The sequence below is a fragment of the Candidatus Mycoplasma haematohominis genome, from assembly GCF_902712995.1.
In the GTDB taxonomy this organism is placed as follows: Bacteria; Bacillota_I; Bacilli_A; order Mycoplasmatales; family Mycoplasmoidaceae; genus Eperythrozoon_B; species Eperythrozoon_B haematohominis.
On sequence record NZ_CACTIB010000008.1, the window covers coordinates 256,460 to 273,969 of the forward strand.

Annotated in this window: 23 protein-coding genes; 12 read left to right on the forward strand and 11 right to left on the reverse strand. The window is 31.4% G+C overall.

All coding sequences use genetic code 4. The annotated features are described in order from the left end of the window. Nucleotides 1-5 precede the first annotated feature (5 nt). From H6411_RS02035 to H6411_RS02045, 3 genes are read right to left on the reverse strand one after another with little or no spacing between them, the layout of a single operon-like run. A complete protein-coding gene (locus tag H6411_RS02035) occupies nt 6-329 on the reverse strand; it encodes a hypothetical protein (protein ID WP_216082965.1) in 324 nt (107 codons plus the stop codon). 3 nt (nt 330-332) lie between these two features. Continuing rightward, nucleotides 333-602 (reverse strand): hypothetical protein, encoded by a 270-nt coding sequence (locus tag H6411_RS02040; protein ID WP_216082966.1) that lies wholly within the window; start codon nt 600-602, stop codon nt 333-335. Further along, nucleotides 562-708 carry a hypothetical protein gene (locus H6411_RS02045; RefSeq protein ID WP_216082967.1) on the reverse strand — a complete coding sequence of 49 codons (147 nt, stop codon included), beginning with the start codon at nt 706-708 and terminating at the stop codon, nt 562-564. Before H6411_RS02045 ends, H6411_RS02040 begins: the two co-directional genes overlap by 41 nt. Nucleotides 709-920: 212 nt before the next feature. Between H6411_RS02045 and H6411_RS02050 the strand changes: the two genes are divergently transcribed. The 6 genes from H6411_RS02050 (at nt 921) to H6411_RS02075 (ending at nt 4,943) form a co-directional block, all read left to right on the forward strand. After that, nucleotides 921-1,940, forward strand: coding sequence for a DNA cytosine methyltransferase (locus H6411_RS02050; RefSeq protein ID WP_216082968.1), 1,020 nt, complete (start codon nt 921-923; stop codon nt 1,938-1,940). After that, nucleotides 1,931-2,671, forward strand: coding sequence for an Eco47II family restriction endonuclease (locus H6411_RS02055; RefSeq protein ID WP_216082969.1), 741 nt, complete (start codon nt 1,931-1,933; stop codon nt 2,669-2,671). Before H6411_RS02050 ends, H6411_RS02055 begins: the two co-directional genes overlap by 10 nt. A gap of 61 nt (nt 2,672-2,732) precedes the next feature. Further along, nucleotides 2,733-3,230 (forward strand): hypothetical protein, encoded by a 498-nt coding sequence (locus H6411_RS02060; RefSeq protein ID WP_216082970.1) that lies wholly within the window; start codon nt 2,733-2,735, stop codon nt 3,228-3,230. 119 nt (nt 3,231-3,349) lie between these two features. Next, the gene (locus H6411_RS02065) at nt 3,350-3,844 is read left to right on the forward strand and encodes a hypothetical protein (protein WP_216082971.1); all 495 of its coding nucleotides are present in this window, start codon (nt 3,350-3,352) and stop codon (nt 3,842-3,844) included. Nucleotides 3,845-3,964: 120 nt separating this feature from the next. Continuing rightward, entirely contained in the window at nt 3,965-4,444 is a 480-nt protein-coding gene (locus H6411_RS02070) for a hypothetical protein (RefSeq protein ID WP_216082972.1), read from the forward strand. A gap of 145 nt (nt 4,445-4,589) precedes the next feature. Then, complete coding sequence (locus H6411_RS02075; RefSeq protein WP_216082973.1) at nt 4,590-4,943, forward strand: hypothetical protein; 354 nt, start codon at nt 4,590-4,592, stop codon at nt 4,941-4,943. On the opposite strand, the gene H6411_RS02080 is transcribed toward H6411_RS02075, so the two are convergent. The 7 genes from H6411_RS02080 to H6411_RS02110 all read right to left on the reverse strand — a co-directional run bounded on the left by H6411_RS02080 (nt 4,914) and on the right by H6411_RS02110 (nt 10,223). Continuing rightward, nucleotides 4,914-5,582 carry a hypothetical protein gene (locus H6411_RS02080; RefSeq protein WP_216082974.1) on the reverse strand — a complete coding sequence of 223 codons (669 nt, stop codon included), beginning with the start codon at nt 5,580-5,582 and terminating at the stop codon, nt 4,914-4,916. The two genes, H6411_RS02075 and H6411_RS02080, sit on opposite strands and share 30 nt — an antisense overlap. Nucleotides 5,583-5,677: 95 nt before the next feature. Further along, complete coding sequence (locus H6411_RS02085; protein ID WP_216082975.1) at nt 5,678-6,259, reverse strand: hypothetical protein; 582 nt, start codon at nt 6,257-6,259, stop codon at nt 5,678-5,680. A gap of 95 nt (nt 6,260-6,354) precedes the next feature. After that, the gene (locus tag H6411_RS02090; RefSeq protein WP_216082976.1) at nt 6,355-7,002 is read right to left on the reverse strand and encodes a hypothetical protein; all 648 of its coding nucleotides are present in this window, start codon (nt 7,000-7,002) and stop codon (nt 6,355-6,357) included. Nucleotides 7,003-7,064: 62 nt separating this feature from the next. Beyond that, a complete protein-coding gene (locus H6411_RS02095; protein WP_216082977.1) occupies nt 7,065-7,733 on the reverse strand; it encodes a hypothetical protein in 669 nt (222 codons plus the stop codon). Nucleotides 7,734-7,747: 14 nt separating this feature from the next. Then, nucleotides 7,748-8,407 (reverse strand): hypothetical protein, encoded by a 660-nt coding sequence (locus tag H6411_RS02100; protein ID WP_216082978.1) that lies wholly within the window; start codon nt 8,405-8,407, stop codon nt 7,748-7,750. Between the two features lie 228 nt (nt 8,408-8,635). Continuing rightward, nucleotides 8,636-9,388 (reverse strand): hypothetical protein, encoded by a 753-nt coding sequence (locus H6411_RS02105; RefSeq protein ID WP_216082979.1) that lies wholly within the window; start codon nt 9,386-9,388, stop codon nt 8,636-8,638. A 196-nt stretch (nt 9,389-9,584) separates the two neighbouring features. Continuing rightward, a complete protein-coding gene (locus H6411_RS02110; RefSeq protein ID WP_216082980.1) occupies nt 9,585-10,223 on the reverse strand; it encodes a hypothetical protein in 639 nt (212 codons plus the stop codon). Nucleotides 10,224-11,115: 892 nt separating this feature from the next. Between H6411_RS02110 and H6411_RS02115 the strand changes: the two genes are divergently transcribed. The 6 genes from H6411_RS02115 (at nt 11,116) to H6411_RS02140 (ending at nt 17,070) form a co-directional block, all read left to right on the forward strand. After that, nucleotides 11,116-12,531: a hypothetical protein gene (locus H6411_RS02115; protein WP_216082981.1), complete on the forward strand. Its 1,416-nt coding sequence runs from the start codon at nt 11,116-11,118 to the stop codon at nt 12,529-12,531. Nucleotides 12,532-12,628: 97 nt separating this feature from the next. Further along, nucleotides 12,629-13,738: a hypothetical protein gene (locus tag H6411_RS02120; protein ID WP_216082982.1), complete on the forward strand. Its 1,110-nt coding sequence runs from the start codon at nt 12,629-12,631 to the stop codon at nt 13,736-13,738. A gap of 103 nt (nt 13,739-13,841) precedes the next feature. Then, nucleotides 13,842-15,011 (forward strand): hypothetical protein, encoded by a 1,170-nt coding sequence (locus H6411_RS02125; RefSeq protein WP_216082983.1) that lies wholly within the window; start codon nt 13,842-13,844, stop codon nt 15,009-15,011. A gap of 94 nt (nt 15,012-15,105) precedes the next feature. Continuing rightward, complete coding sequence (locus H6411_RS02130; RefSeq protein WP_216082963.1) at nt 15,106-15,381, forward strand: hypothetical protein; 276 nt, start codon at nt 15,106-15,108, stop codon at nt 15,379-15,381. A gap of 149 nt (nt 15,382-15,530) precedes the next feature. Next, entirely contained in the window at nt 15,531-16,694 is a 1,164-nt protein-coding gene (locus H6411_RS02135; RefSeq protein WP_216082984.1) for a hypothetical protein, read from the forward strand. 100 nt (nt 16,695-16,794) lie between these two features. Next, nucleotides 16,795-17,070, forward strand: coding sequence for a hypothetical protein (locus tag H6411_RS02140; protein ID WP_216082963.1), 276 nt, complete (start codon nt 16,795-16,797; stop codon nt 17,068-17,070). Here the strand turns inward: H6411_RS02140 and H6411_RS02145 are convergent. Further along, nucleotides 17,055-17,510 (reverse strand): restriction endonuclease subunit S (locus H6411_RS02145; protein ID WP_216082985.1); only part of this gene is annotated, 456 nt, incomplete at its 5' end. The genes H6411_RS02140 and H6411_RS02145 overlap by 16 nt on opposite strands.

Below are 17,510 nucleotides of genomic sequence, written 5' to 3' on the forward strand. Positions count from 1 at the left end.
TTGAATTAGGTATTTTCTCTTTTTATTTCACAATTATCACCATCTTGATTTATTTCAGATCCAGGAGATATTAATCTAACTATTGTTTTTGCTGCTTCTATATGTTTGCCTGTTATAGTGCCGTCTTGAGCTGAAACGTATTCACAAAACTTGTTTAATTCTTTTTGGTTTTCTTTTATTTTTCTTGAAAGATTAGCGCTTTTCTTTTCCTTTTCTTCTATTGATTGACTTAATTCCTTTATTGTTGTAGTTGTTTGAGTATTGAAGTAATAAATACTTGCTCATCCTGAGATTAGACCAATTGAAGAAGAAGCTATTTCTTTTCACATTATCTATATTTGAGGATTATTAGAAGCTTCACAACTAATGGCATCGAAGTTGGAGTCTTTTAGGTGGGTTTTTATTATCTTGTTTACAAACTCTAGATATTTGGATTTATCTTCAGGTTTTCCTGTTCATTGTTTGCATAGATTCTCTAACTCATTTGTAGTGGGTTTATGAAACTTATTTGCTGCTGCTTTTTTCTCTAAAAGCAAAAGATCTTTATCTAATTGACTATTCCTATTTTTTCAATTCTTGTATTTCTTTTTCTTGATTGACAAATATTTTGCTTACTGTTTGATAACCGAAACTTCCTCCTGCTCCAGTAATTGCTCCAATTCCTCCTAATTCAAGTGATTTAAATATATCTTTTGTGCTTGTTTTCATTTTTTGTCATGCGCTTATTTCAGATAACGAATTATAGAATTTGCTTTCTACGTATCTGTAATATTTGTATATTTAATTTATTTATAGGGAAGTAAATAGTTTTGGCAGGAGTTTCTCTGGTTATTTAGAACTAAAAAGGGCTCATAAGTTAGATAGATATTTAAATTAAGTGCTAATTAATTAAAGTCCTAAATGGAGGATATTAGATCTGGATGAATAAAGAAAAACCAAAGTCTATAGAGTTGTTTGCTGGTGCAGGAGGTTTGGCTTTGGGATTAGAGAAATCTGGGTTTTTTCATATAGCTTTAAATGAAATAGACAAATATGCTGTTCAGACACTGAGAGTTAATAGAGAGAAGTGAAGAGTATTTGAAGAAGATATTAGGGAGTTAGTGGATAAGAATGTATGTCAATTATTGGGAATTAAAGAAAAAGAATTAGATTTGTTGTCTGGAGGTTTTCCTTGCCAGACATTTAGTTATGCAGGAAAAAAGGATGGTTTAGAGGATTCAAGAGGGCAGATGTTCTATTACTTTGCTCTTATGCTTAAACAACTTAAACCTAAATTGTTTCTTTGCGAGAATGTAAAGGGTTTAGTTACTCATGACTCAGGCAAGACTTTTAAAAGGATATTAGATACTTTCTCAGAGATAGGATATAGGGTTTCTTACAAGGTATTAAATGCTTTAGATTATGGTGTATCTCAGAAGAGGGAGAGAGTATTCATAGTTGGGATAAGAAACGATTTATATAAAAAAGATTTTGTTTTTCCTGAAAAGTTTTTATCTAAGAACTCGATTAGGGATGCGCTTAAAGATGTTCCTTTGTCTATAGGAGCTAAGTATTCTGAGAAAAGAAGCAAATTATTTAAATTAATTCCTGCTGGAGGTTGTTGAGTAGATTTGCCAGTTGAATTAGCTAAAGAGTATATGGGTAAGTCTTACTATAGCGGAGGAGGAAAAAGAGGAGTTCTTAGAAGGATCTCTTGAGATGAGCCTTGTTTAACACTTACTTGTTCTCCTGTACAGAAGCAAACAGATAGGTGTCATCCAGAAGAGGAGAGGCCCTTTACCGTAAGAGAATATGCGAGAATACAGAGTTTTCCTGATGATTGAAAATTTGTTGGTTCTATACATTCTCAATATAAACAGATAGGCAATGCTGTTCCAGTTAATTTAGCTTTTGCTATTGGTAGAGCTTTGATGGATTATTGGAAAGAGATATGCAGTTAAGTTTTATTTCTGATGATGATTTAAGGAAGCATTTATTGGAAGTAGTTGATAAGTACTTAAGAAATAAAAAGATATTTGGAATTCTTGAATTTAATGCAAATATTATTGATCCAATAAAAATTACTTTAGATTCAAAGATTTATGGGAAAGATATATGTGATGTTGTGAATGAGGAGGTTCATAGGCAGATAGATAAAAGCAATAACAATGCTATTGGTTATTTACATCAAGACATATTTCAATATATAGATAACTGTCAAGTTCCCAAGAAAGGATTTGATGTTGTTTTTGATGATGGGAAGAGGAGGGTATTTGTTGAATTGAAAAATAAACATAATACTATGAATTCTTCTAGTGCATCTAAGACTTATGAGAGGTTTAGAGAGAAAATTAAAGAAGATGAGAATTGTGTTTGTGCTTTAGTTGAAGTAATTGCTGTTAGATCGCAGAATATTCCTTGAAAAATGAAGATAGATGGAAACACTTATTTAGATGAGAGGATTAGAAGAATATCTATAGATCAGTTCTATGAATTAATTACAAATGATAAATATGCTTTTTATAAATTGTGTCAAAAAATAATTGAGTTATTGGGTGAGATAGTTATTGATAGAAAGAAGAATTTTTCTATTGATAATGAAGTAGTTAATGCTCTTAAGAAGATAGATTTAGATCCTTATAAGGCTTTGTTTAAATTGGCTTTTTCTAAATATATGGGTTGAAAAGAATAGTATTTTTTTATATTTGTTGTAGGAAATTAATGAAAGAATAAAATTCACTCTTTAACAATTAATGACAACGGCTCAGAAAGCAGCTGCAGGTTTAGCCACAACAGGGATTGTAGGAGGTGTTTCTGCAGCTGCAACTAAAAAGTCTCCGGTTGAGGAAGAATTGAAAATTGAGACCGAGCATCAGCAGCCAGAAGAGCAGAAAAAGGAAAAACCTAAAGTTCCAGAAAAGAAATCTAAAAGGCATTTCAAGGATAAGGTAGTTTGGCGACATGATTCTTTCCGGTTTAGGAATAATTTGCACAATAATATTAGGGAATTATTGATTCGTCCTAGCACCTCTCATGTTTTTTTAGAAAAGTTAATGAAAAATTTGAGTGTATTTCATAAAGATCATTTTTTGAATTGAGGTCATCGCATTTTAAATTTTCAACAGAATGTAAACAAAACTGTAGAGGATATAAGTGATTGATGTAGATCTAAATATGACTTGGAATCAGAAAATGAGCCAAACCAAGAAGAATTAAATGTATTTGGAGAATTTTGTAAGCCTACCAATTAGTTCTTTTAGAAAGCGAATTTAGATTTTCTATAAGGTTTTTTAAACATATGAGTTGAAATTTTTTTGTATTCGCCTCAAGAGTTTCATAAAGAAATAAAGTACTTCTTTTAATAAAAATAATGACAACGACTAAGAAAGCAGTAGCGGGTTTAGCTACAACAGGGATTATTGGCGGTGTTTCCGCAGCTGCGACTAAAAAGTCTCCTGTTGAAGAAGAATTGAAAATTGAGACTGAGCATCAGCAGCCAGAAGAGCAGAAAAAAGAGAAAACTAAAGTTTCAGAAAAGAAGTCTAAAAGGCATTTCAAGGATAAGGTTACTTGGAGCGGAAATCATCAATTTTTTCAGAATAATTTATTTAACAATACTTGAGCTTTGATAAACAATCCTACTACTCGTTCTAGTTTTTTAGAAAAATTAACGAAAAATTTGAGTGTGTTTCATAAAGATGGTTTTTTGAAGTGAGGAAGTCATAGTTGAGATTTTCACAGCAAGATAAGCGAAACAGCAGATGGCATAAGTAGTTGATGTAAATCTAAGTATGACTTGGCATCAGAAGATGAGCCAGATAAAAAAGATTTGGAGGTATTTGGAGAATTTTGTATGCCTAAATAGTTTCTTTTCTTAAGAAGATAGATTTAGATACTTATAAGATTTTTTAAATATGTGGTTTGAATTTTTTTGGATTCGTTTCAAGAGTTTCATAAAGAAATAAAATCCGTTTTTAATAAAAATATGACAACAGCTCAGAAAGCAGTAGCAGGTTTAGCTACAACAGGGATTATAGGAGGTGTTTCTGCAGCTGCAACCAAGAAATCCCCTGCTGAAGACGTTTTGAAAAATGAGGTTAAACCACCAGAAGAGCAACCGAAGGCTCCAGAAAACAAATCCACTAGAAAACATTTTCAATCTAGAGTTAATTGATCAACGGGCTCTCTATTTCTTAGAAACAGGCTGTTAGAAAATATTCAAAAATTATTAAATAATCCTTCTACTCGTGATGATTTTTTAAATAAATTGATTGAAAGTTTGAGAGCGTTTCATAAGGATGATTTTTTGAAATGAGGATGAACCAGCTTGCATTTTAGAATGGATGTTCCTAAAACGGCATATGACATAAGTAATTGATGCAAATCTAAATATGATTTAGCAACAGAAGATGAGCCTGATGAAAGAGATTTAAAGGTATTTGATGAATTTTGCAAGGCTATTTAGTTAATAAGCCCAGAATTAGCTATAAATTTAGTCTTCTGGGCTGTTTGATACAATAAGTGGGCGCAAAAATTATTGGAAGAGAGTTTGTTTTTTCTTTCTAATTTGCACACTTAATATAGTTTTTAGACATAAACGAAACTTGTTTATGTTTTTGCCGATAAAGGATTATCCTAAGTCTTTGTTTGCTGCTATTTCTGTAGCGACAATAGTTGTTGGAACAGTAGTAGGGTTGCAGTTAAATAAGGATCCCGGCAGCCATTTTAGGAATCATATAAAAGATTTACTTGCAAAAGAGCATGAATCTGAAGATGGCAAATTCTTAGAGAAAAGAAAATCAGAATATAGAAATAAGCAACACTTTACTGAAGATTTGTTGAATGGCCTGATTCCTAATGAAGATCTAAAAAGATTTGGTGTCGATCCATCGAAGGTAGATCCTGACAAACCTCTTGAGCAATGGGAAGAATATCTAATTTATTTTTTGCTTGGATTTTGGTAGGTAGAGGTGCTTATTTTCTTTAGTCATTCATAGAGAAGGTAGATTGTTTTTGTCTCATTTGTTGTAGCAGGCTATGTAAACATCTTTTCAGTAAGCATAGTTTTCATCATCAGTTATTGATTTTTTAGATTTTTGTTCTAATGCTTTAAATCAAGATTCTTTTGGATTAGCATCGGGATTTATGTATTTACCATAGGCATATTTACATTCTTCTCTTAATTTTTCGATTTTTGGTAATAAAAATGGCTTGTTTTCTGGTTTTTTGGCTAAAGCTTTTTTCTGATCATCATTTTCTTTCTTGTATTTATCGTCGCCTGTTATGTTTGGTATAGCTTTATTTAAGAACTGTTCGTTCTCTTTTTCTTCTCCGATTTCAATGACTTCATTCATTCAGTAATTTGATTTAATTTTCTTGTGATCTGGACTCTTGTGGGAAAGAACTAAATCTACTCACCTATCTACTCATTCATCCCAAACTCCATCGTCATTTAGATTCTTTAGAGGTTTTAGCTTTTCTCCAAATTGATCTCAAACTCTTACTCCATATCTTCCGACGCCATCAGTTGTGGCAGCATAAGTAATTGATACGGTTCCTATGAAGAGAGCAACAAAATTAGCTCAAAAATTATTTAGTGCCAAATTAATTAAGACTTTTTATTTTTCTTCTTTGTAGAGTTCTTTTTCTTTGTATAGCTTTAAGTTAGTTGAGCTTAATCAGCCAATAGGCATTTTGTCTACATCTCCCTCTTTAGAGCAAGCTCTAAAAACGTCTCTCCAATATTCAAAGTTTTTTCTTTTTTGTTGTCTTTTTCTTCTAATTTAGTTCTTTGAGATGCTGAATTAAATCAAGATTTATATCAAGAACTATCTCTGTTTATGTGTCTGCCATAGGCATATTCACACTCTTCTTGTAACTTTCTGACTCTCGATCTTATTTCTGATTTTTTACTTTGGGCATATTGAATTCTTTTTTCGTCATTTGTGCTGGAGAAATTATTCTTTTGATCGTTCCCCAAACTTTCACTTACAAAACTTAAATTGCCTGTTTGATCAATAACTTTTTCTTTTCAGTAATTGCTTTTTAATTTTTTGTTTTCGCCGCTATTTTCAGCAACAACTAACAACACTCATCTTTTTGTCCATTCGTTTCAAACTTCTTCTTCATCTAAATTTCCTATAGTCATTAAATTCTCTCCGAATTGGTCTCATACCCTTATCTCATACCCGTTTGATCCATCATTTGTAAGAGCATAGGTTGTAGATGCTGTTGCAATAAATAGAGCAGCGAAATTAACTGAAAAGCTATTTAGATCCATAAGAAATAAATATATACTTATGGATTTATTCTTTTACTGTAGGCATATAAAGGCGCAGGAAACTTTACAAGGAGTAGATAATTGAAAATTTGTTTTTAATTTTTTGTCGGATCATAATATTGCTTGTATAAATAAAGGTTTTCTTGTGATAGTCAGCCAACAGGCAGGGTTTTATTGCTTTCTTTTGGCGAACAGCCTATATATACATCACTTCAATATTTATAGTTTTCTGCATCATCGTCTTTCTTTTCTTCTCCAGTTGCTCTTCTAGATAAAGATTTGAATCAAGATCTGTCCCAGTTAATAGCTCTGTTTATGTATCTACCGTAAGCTCACTTACATTCATCCTGTAATCTTCTTACTAGATTTAATAGTTCTCCTCTTTGTGATGTTTCTTTAGCTCAATTCTTTTTTCCTGTTTCATCGCTTTTATTGCTTTTCTTTAAGGCGTCTTTACTTGATTGACCTATAACTTTATTTTTTCAATAATCAGTTTGAAGTTTCTTATCAGCAGCAGTTGAACTTGTTTCTTCGTTGTGAACTAGAGTAGCTCATTTTTTAGCCCAAAGTTTTCAATTTTCTTCATCTGTTTCTAAATTCTCTATTGGATTTAGTTCTTTATGAAATTGATCTCAGACTCTAACAGCAGTTCAATCTAGACTTTCTCCTGTAGATACATAAGTAATTGCTGAGGATCCTACAAATAGAGAAACAGCATTGATGATTATGTTGCTTGTTTTCATGAAAGTAAAGAAAATGTGCTATTTAAATATCTATAAATGAAGGCTAATAAGTAAAAAAGTGATTATTTAGTGGATTTATATAGATTTTTAGATTCATAAATATGAATAGTTTCTTTAGATAACCAACCAAGAGGTAAATTATTATTAAGTCCTAATATAGAACAAGCTCTATAGACATCTTTTCAATATTCGTAGCTTTTCGTTAATTCTTCTCCTACTTCTACTTTAGTTCTTTTAGATATGGCGTGGAATCAAGATTTTTCGTGAGATATGTCTTTATTTACGTATCTTCCATAGGCTCATCTACATTCATCTTGTAGTTTTTTAACTTTGTCAAATAATTCTTTCTTGCTGTTTAAAGCCAATTCTTTCTTTTTGATGTCATTGTCTTTTGAATATTTTTGTGCTTCTTCTACTTTAGGAATAGCTTTATTTAAAAACAATTCATTAGGCTTATTTGCTCCGATTTCAATAACCGTATTTTTTCAATAATCGGATGTAAGTTGTTTTTCTGCAGAACTCTTATGAGAAAGGACTAGATAAACTCATCTTTCAGTTCATCAGTCCCATTCTTCTTTATTATTTAGATCATCTATTTTTCTTAAATTACTTCCAAATTGATCTCATACTCGGATTGCATAGCCATCTGTGCTGTCTGTAAAGGCGTAAGTAGTAGATACTGTACCTATAAATAAAGCGGCAAAGTTAGTTGCGAAACTGTTTAGTCCCATAATAAGAATTACCTTTACTTAATGTTTTTTGTATGTATATGTTTCATACTTTCAGATAGCCATCCAGCAGGAAGAAGCTCGTTGCTTCCTGTGTTAGAGCAAGCTATATAGACATCATTTCAGTAGTCATAATTGCTGTTTTTATCTTTTGATCATTCCTGTTTATTTCTATCTCTTAAAGATAATGCTTTAAGTCAAGACTTATCTCAAGAACTATCTTTATTTATGTACCTGCTATATGCAAATTTACACTCCTCTCTTAGTCTTTCTATTTGTGATTTAACGTAATCTTTATTTTCTGGTTTTTTGGCTGCTGCAATTCTTTCATCATCTGCATTTTTAGAATGATCAGTTGTAGTTTTGCCACTTTTATCGTTTAAGAACTTTTCATTCTCTGTTTCTTTAATAACTTGTTGTCTTCAATAATCACTTTTTAGAACCTTTTTGTATTGGTTAACGTTGTTATATGTGTGTTGGGAAAGCACTAAGATAACTCACCTATCCACTCAAGCACTTCAATTCTCATCTAGATCATCAATTTTCTTTAACTTGTCGCCAAATTGATCTCAAACTCTTACTGCATAGCCATCTGTGCCGTCTGTAAGTGCATAGGTGGTTGATACTGTACCTATAAATAAAGCTGCTAAGTTAGCAGAAAAACTATCTAGTTGCAAAATGAGGGAGGTTCTTTATTTTTTGTATATGAAGTGTTTTTTCTTCTGTTATCTCAGATAGTGCTTTTATATAACTGAATAGATTCGTCTGATAATCGGTCTGTACGCAAAAAATTACTTTTTTCTACTTAAGTATGAGAGATATATACACAATTTAGATGTTTACAGTTTACTTTTGCCATCCGATTTTTCTGTTTAATTTTTTTGAATTTGATGAGTAAAAAATTTTTATCTAGAGGCTTGTGTAGTTGAACTACTAGATTCTTGGGATTTTTCAGTGGTTTTTACTTTTGGAGAAAAGTATGATTGGTGGAGATGCATAGTGTCTTTTGCTAATCAACCTGGAGGCAATGGATCATTTACTCCCGATAGGGAGCAAGCAACATAAACATCATTTCAATATTTCCAGTTTTCTTCTTGGTCTTCTTTAATTTCTTTTCCGGTTCTGATAAATCATGAATTAAGTCATGATCTATTTGATTTCTGAGATCTGTTTATATATCTGCCGTAAGCTCACTTACATTCGTCTTGTAGTTTTTTTACTTTAGGGTATAGAAATTTTTTATTTTTTATTTGTTTAGCTCATTCTTGTTTTTTGTCATCGTTTGCTTTGGTGTAAGGGTTTTTATTTGCATCTTGTTCTGTGTAACTTATTGCTTCTGTAATGTTCAGTACTTTATTTAAGAACTTTTCATTATTTCTTTCTGATCCTATTTCAATTACTACGTTTCTTCAATACTCTGACTTTAGCTGTTTTTTCTCTTCGCTTTTATGTGACACGACAAGTAAGACTCATTTACTTACCCATTCATCTCAGACTGATTTCTTGTTTAAATCATCTATTTTTCTTAGGTATTCTGAATATTGGTCTCATACTCTTACAGCATAGAAATCAAGACTTTCGCCTGCAAGGGCAAAAGCGGTACAAGATGTTCCTATGAATGAAAAAAATAGGTTTGTGATGAAGCCGTTTAGTCCCAATGAGATGTTAAAAAATTATTTCTTATTTTTTTTATTCTTGTAGGTATTGTTTTTTTATAAATATTTGTTGTTTTTTGGTTGTTATCTACTTGATGCGTCTTTCTTGTTACTTTTTTGTAAAAAAGCTATAGGTAGATTGTTTGAATATTTGTATTTTTTGTTCTTGTGCAACTAAAGAAAAGGAGATAGAAATTTATTATTTTGTTGCTGGTGGATTGTATCATTGCGAGTATAGACGGGCATTTTCTTTAGATAATCATCCTACTGGTAAGGTTGTTGGACTGGTTGATTTTTGGCAGGCTGTGTATACATCTTTTCAGTATTCGTAGTTTTTGTCATCTTCGTTGGGTTGTTCTGGATCTCTTCTAGATAGAGATTTGAATCATGATCTATCTCAATTAGGAGCTCTGTTTATATATCTTCCATAAGCTCATTTACATTCGTCTTGTAGTTTCTTTACTAGTTCTAGTATGGCGCTTCTTTCTTCTGGTTTTTTGGCTCATGTTTTTTTCTGTTCATCTCCACTCTGTCCACTTGCATCTAAAGCGGTTTTACTTTCTGTTCCTATAACTTTATTTTTTCAATAATCGGATTTAAGATTTTTGGGATCACTTGTTGAATCTTTTTTTAACGTCAATTCTGCTCATCTTTCTGCTCAAGTGTTTCAATTAGCATCATCTTTTTCTAAATCTCCAATTCAATTTAGATCTTGATAAAACTGGTCTCAGACTCTTACAGCTGTTCAGTCTAGACTTTCTCCTGTACATATATATGTAATTGCTGAGGTTCCTACGAATATAGAAACAGCGTTAATTATTATGTTGCTGGTTTTCATGGTTAGTTATTTATTGATGATTGTGGAATCTTATATTCATAGTTCTCGTAATAGATTTACTTAAAGTAACTATTTGTATGTTTTTGTTGTTCTCCATTTAGTTAGGTTTATTTAGATTCTTGGTTGCTTTAGTGGTGAGTAGTTTTTAGTTGATATAGGTGTTTTTTTATTGTTCTTATAGAAAGTTTTGAGTTGAAAACTGTCTGGAGTTTTTATCAAGAAAGTATTGAAATTCAAGGCGAAAAATATTATGTTCGTTAGATAAGCGAGATTAAAAGAGGATATTTAGAAAATAGTTAAATAAAGACATTGTTGTAGGGATTAAATAATATTGTTAAACTTGGTGTAATAATATGTGTAGAGATTAGTAATTTGGATTTTTATGTATTTGACAGAGATCATTAATTCTTGCTATTAGCTTTCTAGTTGTGTTCTAGTAGTTAAGAGTGTTGTTTATGAGTTCTAGTTTTTTAAGTGATATGTCTTGGCTGTTTCTATTCGTGCTGTTCTTTGCAGTTTGTTTTTTTATTGGAATAAACAATATTGTTTTCAATAGAGAGAATCCTCAAAAGAGGAAAAAACATTTGTGATTTACTCTTTGGATGCTTTTATGTTCTTTACTGTGCCTTCCTTCTTTATGCGATGAGAGTTTTTCTTTTTTATTTCAACTTCAATTTAGAGGAGCTTATGCAATTAGTAAGTTTTTTATTTTGTGGGGATTAATAATATTTGATGTCTGTTTATTTTTCCTTTTATGGAAGTGGATTTTAGAGAACAAAAGGGAGATTGAAAGTATGAAAGAAAAGGGTGAAAGGATTAATAATTAATGTCGCTGTAGTGCTTGGTTTTTTTGATTTTGTTATTATGCCTGAGAAATATTTTTTAGGCATATATGAAATTGAATTTAGAGGCCTTAATTGAGAGACTTAAGGTAGAGGTATCTGATATTGAATCTATTCTTGATAGAGAAAAGATAGCTGAAGCTGAGAGAACAGGAGTACTGGATGAAGGTTGGTTGCTTAAACATATTAGAGATGGAAAGAAAGCAAAGGCAAGTAGTGATGTTACTGAGAAGTTAGGTTGCCTTTCTACTTCTTTAGTAGATGGTTCTCTTACTTCTTTAGTTGGTTGTTTTAGGGATTTCGATAGTTTTATTTCTGGTAGCGTGAGCACTTTCTTATTGGATGAAGAAAAGATTAGCAAAATAATTTTTGATTATTTATTGGAGTCTAGAAGTAAAGATTTTGCAGGGATTAAGGAAAGTGTTGAAGCTTCTAAGAAGTTTTGGGAGTCTGAAATAGATGAGTTGTCTAGAGCGAAGGAAAAGGATATAGATAGTTGTTATCTGCAGTTGATTAGTGCTGTTAGGGATTTCAGTGATGATAGTTATCAAAGATTGGGCTCTACTGTCAAGAATCAGATGGATAAGTTTAAGGAGGAGAGTCGCAGAGCCGCTAAAACTCAGAAAGAGTTATGGGGAGATTGTATTCATGATGTTCTGAAGGGGAAAGTAGAGAAATGGGAGCAAGAAGGAAGAAGTTTGAATTTAGAGGAGAAAGAATTTGAGCTTACTAATGAGGAAAAAGAAGTTGTTAAGGAAAAGATTAAATCGGCATTGAAGGATGATGTTGCTAATCAAAGAAGAATTAGAAAAGAGACAATGGATGTTCTTTCTGGTGAGGTGCTTGGAGTTAGTGGTAGTGATAAGGTAGTTGAGTTTTTGGAAGGAGTAAGTGTTATTTCTAGAGAAGATAAAGATTTACTTGGTTCTTTGGCTAAGGATGACTATTTGACTTCAGAAGAAATTAAGAGAAGTGTATTGGGGCAAGATGCTGATTTGTATAAGTTTTCTAGATTGAAAAGTGAGATGCATGTTCTTGAGAATGATTATCAGAGAAAACTGGATGAGATCTATGAAAGTAATATGTGGAAGTTTTGTAATGGGGGTTGATGATCTCCTTTTTCACATGTAATTAGTTTTGGTTTCTGTAGTGGATATTCGGCAGTTATTGCTTTAGTTTCTCTATACAACAATAATCAAGAGTTATTTAGAAAGATAGCTACTTGAGCTACTATAGTTGCAGTGTTTGCTGGTTCTGCTCTTCTTTTCTGGAAAGCGAGACTTCCTTTTGTTGGCGTTTTGGCGGCTCAAGGTATAGTTGAGTCATTTAATTGCGCTTTAAGAGAGATTTCTTATGGGAATTGTGATCCTTTGGAACTTGTATATGATGTGTTAACTATTTTTGCTGAGGGAATTGTTAAGAATTTTTTTGAGAAATTAATGGAATTTAAGAGAGCTGTACAGTAGATTTGTTTGGTTTTTTGAGATTTATTTTTGATAGTCATTTATAGATAGTTCTTGTTTCTATAATGGCAGCCACTTTTTTGGATACTAAGGTGGTGTTATGAAGGTATTTAACTATTTCTTTAATAAATATGGGATACCTGTATTGTTTGTTGGTTCTACTGGAGTTGGAGTAAAGCTATATTTTAGGAATATAGAGTTTGTTTTAGTTTCTGATAGTGGTTTTGTAGAAGTCTTATTGCCCTATAGCTTTTCTAGCGAGTTAACTAATAAGAAATATAAGGTTGTTACTAATGATACTTCTGATGACATAGTTCTTAATATTATGTCTCAGAGGTTGTTCCCTAATAAGACACAGAATTTTGATTATTCAGAAGGGCAGATATTTGAAGGCAGTAAGAAGATTTCTTTTACTGTTAAGAAATTAGAAATTAAAGACAAGAAACAAGAGTTAACTATCTTAGAAAAACCAGATAAGAAGTTTGTAAATGAATATAAAGAAGCTTGTATTAAAGCTTTAGCGGTTGAATATAGAGTAAATGAGAGTGATAAAGATAAGAAAGAAAAAGCAGAGAGTCAATTAGCTAGGTTGAGGGAATGATGTACTGAGCCAACTATAAAGGATGTTTTAGGTAGACATAAGTTTCAATTATTGACTGAGACCAATAAAGGAATCATTGATGATGATTGGAAAGATGTAATAGCTGGAGGTTGGTTTAAGAAGAAAGGAGATACTAAATATTGAGAAAAACAATCTTTTATTTCTGAAAGTGAGATTGAAAGTTTTTTAGGAGGTAAAGAAAAATTGAATGGAGAAGGTATCAAGAGCAAGACAGATGTAACTGATGAACAAGTAAGTAAATTTAAAAAGAAATGTCAAGAAATATTAGAGAAACCATTTACTAGAAAAACTTTTTATGCTCCAACTATGTTTTGGAAAGAAATGGATCCTAAAGAGAAGGATGGTATAGATGAATTCCAAGAAGCAGCTTTATTTTGTTCTAAACCTATGAAAGTTGATGATTATGTAGATAAATCTATGCAAGGATTGCCTAAGTCAAGCTTCAGTGAAGCAGATAAGAAAGATTATTGTTATGTAGAAAAAGGAATAAAAGAATATAAAAATCTGAAAACTAATGGACCTATAGAGGGAAAATCTTTCTGATGTGCTGTTAAGTTACTCTACGATAAAAACAAGCATTCTAAATAGAACATAAAAGCTTTTTCTTTCGCTACAAATTTTCTTTTTTTAGTAAGTTTTTGAAAAAAATAAGAGAAGCTTTTTATGATGGTCGCCACTTTCCTAAAAAACAATGTCTATATTCTCAACTATTGTTAAGGCTTTAGCAGCTACTGGAGTTTTATCTGGAGCAGCAGGTGTAGGTTCCAAAATATATTTAAAAAATGGTCATGGTTTTGGAACCATGGATGTGGTTTCTAATTCTCTTGCTCCAGCATCTGAAAATGAAAATACTTCAGAACAGTCAAGTCAAAACCAAAGTGAATCTCAAGCAGCAACTAATTCAAGCACTTCTAATCAGGAAACATTTGGTTCTAAATTGCAATCTAGTCGTTTTACTTTGGTAGATAACAGTACAAGCGATGATGTCATTCTGAACATCATTATGGAAAGAATGGATCCTACTAAGGATAAATTGACTTACAACAATAAACAAAGATTCCAGGAGAATCCAAAAGTTGATTTTTTAACTAAGACATTTTCTAGTTCTGTAGGAGGAGTTAGTTATTCATTGACCGTATTGCAGAAACCAAATAAATCTGTAGTAGAGCCTTGGAAAAAAGCATGTATTGAGGCTCTTAAGAAGCCATATGTAGATGATTCAACAGGAACTAAAGTTAACTACAATGAGTTGGCAAGATTGAGAGAATGATGCACTATTCCAACTATTGAAGATGTTTTAAAAAGACATAAATTAACTCCTTTAAGTACTGATGTTTCTCAGACAAAGGATGATGAGACATGGAAAGAGGTAATAGCTGGAGGTTGGTTTAAGAAAGATGGAGAAACTAAATATTGAGATAAACAATCCTTTATTACTTCTACTCAGTTAAGTGATTTAGTTGGGACAGATGGGATTTCCGAGAAATCATCAATTGATTCTTCAAAGATAGATATTTTTAAGAATAGATGTAAAGATGTTTTGGCAAAGCCTTTCTTAAGAACTAATTTCTATTTAACAAAGGAATTTATAGATGGAATTGCTGATTCTGATAGTCCAAAACCAACAGTAGATGAGTTTCAAGAGGCAGCATTATTTTGTGTTAAGCCTTTTAAAGCTTCTGAATATATAACTCTTTCTCTGCAAGGTCAAGTCAGTTCCACTTTAGCTACTAAGACAAATGACTATTGCTATATTTCGGATACTAATGATAGAGATACTTGAACAACTAATAATCCTTTGGGAGGTAAGTCTTTCTGATGTGCGGTAAAAAGTTTATATGTTCCAAAAACATCTAGATAAAGGTCTATTTTTATTATTTTTCTATTTAAAAAATTTTTTTATTCATTTTTTTAACTTTGTAGCTAAAATAATTTTCGTAAATTATTAATTAATTATGTTTTTTCTTGATTCATTCCCTTGTGGAACAGTTTGTGATTCATATCCTCATATATCTGAAATCTTTTCTGATGCAGAAAAAGATGAAAGATATGCTGAAGAAGGGCCTAAGAAACCTGGCAGATGTCTTCTAGACAGTTACAGAGAAACAGAAGAAGAAAAACAAAAACCAAGAAAACTATGTTGAAAAAATTTAAATCTGAAAGATGGAGATCAAACTTGAGTAACTAAAACAAGATATTCTTCTAGATTAGCAGATTATTGTCAAGAGTAGTTGAATTGTTTTAGTTTTTTCAAGCTAATTCATTCAATTTGTATTTTTCTTTTTTAAGTCCTATATTTCTATTTTTTTGAGATCTTTTTAAAGTAGTCATTTCAAAATAGATTTGGTTTCTATAATCCCGGGACCAAATCTAAAAAACAATGTCTATATTCTCAACTATTGTTAAGACTTTAACGGCTACTGGAGTTTTATCTGGAGCAGCAGGAGTAGGCTCCAAAATATATCTAAAAAATGGTCATGGTTTTGGAACCATGGATGTGGTTTCCGAAGCTAACGAATCAGAAGGAGTAATTAGTGCAGAGAATAAATCTCAAGATGATTCAGCAGCAAAAAAAGTTGATGATACTCCTGAAGTAGAACCATATACATTTGGTTCTGAATTGAAAAGCAAGAACTATACATTGGTTGACCAAAACACTAGCGAATCAATAGTGTTGAACATACTGATGGAAAGATTAGATCCAACAAAATCTTCTTTGATTTATTACGATAATCAAAGATTTCAAGGCAGTCCAAGAGTTGAATTTAAAACTCAGACTTTTAATAGTCAAATAGGTCAAAAAAGTTATGCATTGACTATTTTGCAGAAACCAGATCAAAAGTATGTTGAGCCATGAAAGCAAGCATGTATTGAGTCTCTTAAAAAACCATATACTGATGATTCTCAAGGCAAAAAGACAAATTACAATGAACTTGCTAGATTAAGAGAATGATGTACAGTTCCAACTATTTCTCAAGTACTTAAGAGACATAAGTTAACTCCCTTAAATACTGATGTTGCACAGACAATTGATGATAGTAAATGAAAGACGGTAATAAATGGAGGTTGATTTAAAAAAGATAACGATGTTAAATATTGAGAAAAACAATCATTCATTGAAGGGACTGATTTAACTTCTATTGTTGGAGAAGATGGAATTTCTTCTGAAGAACAGATAGATACAAACAAAATAAATGTCTTTAAGAAAAGATGTCAGGATGTATTAAGTCAACCATTTGAAAGAACTAACTTTTATTTAAGTAAAGAGTTTGTAGATGGAATTACTGTTGAAGATAAGACAAAAATTGATTTATTTCAAGAAGCTGCTTTGTTTTGTGTAGAGCCATTTAAAGCAACTGATTACATTGTTCAGTCTTTACAAGGAGAAGTTAGCCCTAAGGTAGTAATAGAGGATACAGATTATTGCTATTTATCAGATATTGATAAGAAAGATACTTGAACAACCAATAATCCTCTGGGAGGTAAGTCTTTCTGATGTGCAGTAAAAAGTCTATATATGCCAAAAACACCTAAAAAACCTTAGCTTTTTTCTATTTTTTTTCTAAAAGTAATTTTTTTTAAAAATTTTTATTCATTTTTTTAACTTTGTAGCTAAAATAATTTTCGTAAATTATTAATTAATTATGTTTTTCCTTGATTCATTCCCTTGTGGAACAGTTTGTGATTCATATCCTCATATATCTGAAATTTTTTCTGATGCAGAAAAAGATGAAAGATATGCTGAAGAAGGACCTAAGAAACCTGGTAGATGTCTTCTAGACAGTTACAGAGAAACAGAAGAAGAAAAACAAAAACCAAGAAAATTATGTTGAAAAAATTTAAATCTGAAAGATGGAGATCAAACTTGAGTAACTAAAACAAGATATTCTTCTAGATTAGCTGATTATTGTCAAGAATAATTGGGATTTATTAGTAGATCCTTATAGTATTCATATTGCTTCTTAGCCATTTCTATTTCTTTAGCAATACCCGTTTCATATTCACATAATTTTCTGAATCTATCAAGAATATTTACTATTCTTTCTTGTACTTCTAGAGGGGGTAAAGGGATTTTTATTTGTTTCAGTTTGTCGGCAGTTATATTGGCCATTGTGCTGGTTGAAGCTAGCATTTGTTTTTGTTGTTGAACGTTAGATGTTGATAGAGCATAAGCTAAATATTTTGGGTTTTGGTTGTGTTTAAGTACAAATAGACCTCATCCTGCAATGCATTTGTCTTTTCCTAAATAAGCAGATGTTGTGGCTATTTCTTTAGGGTTTTCGCCAGTTAAGGTAATTAGAAGATCTCCATATTCACAGTATTTTTTCTTTGAGATTAGATCTGGATTTATTGAGGAAAT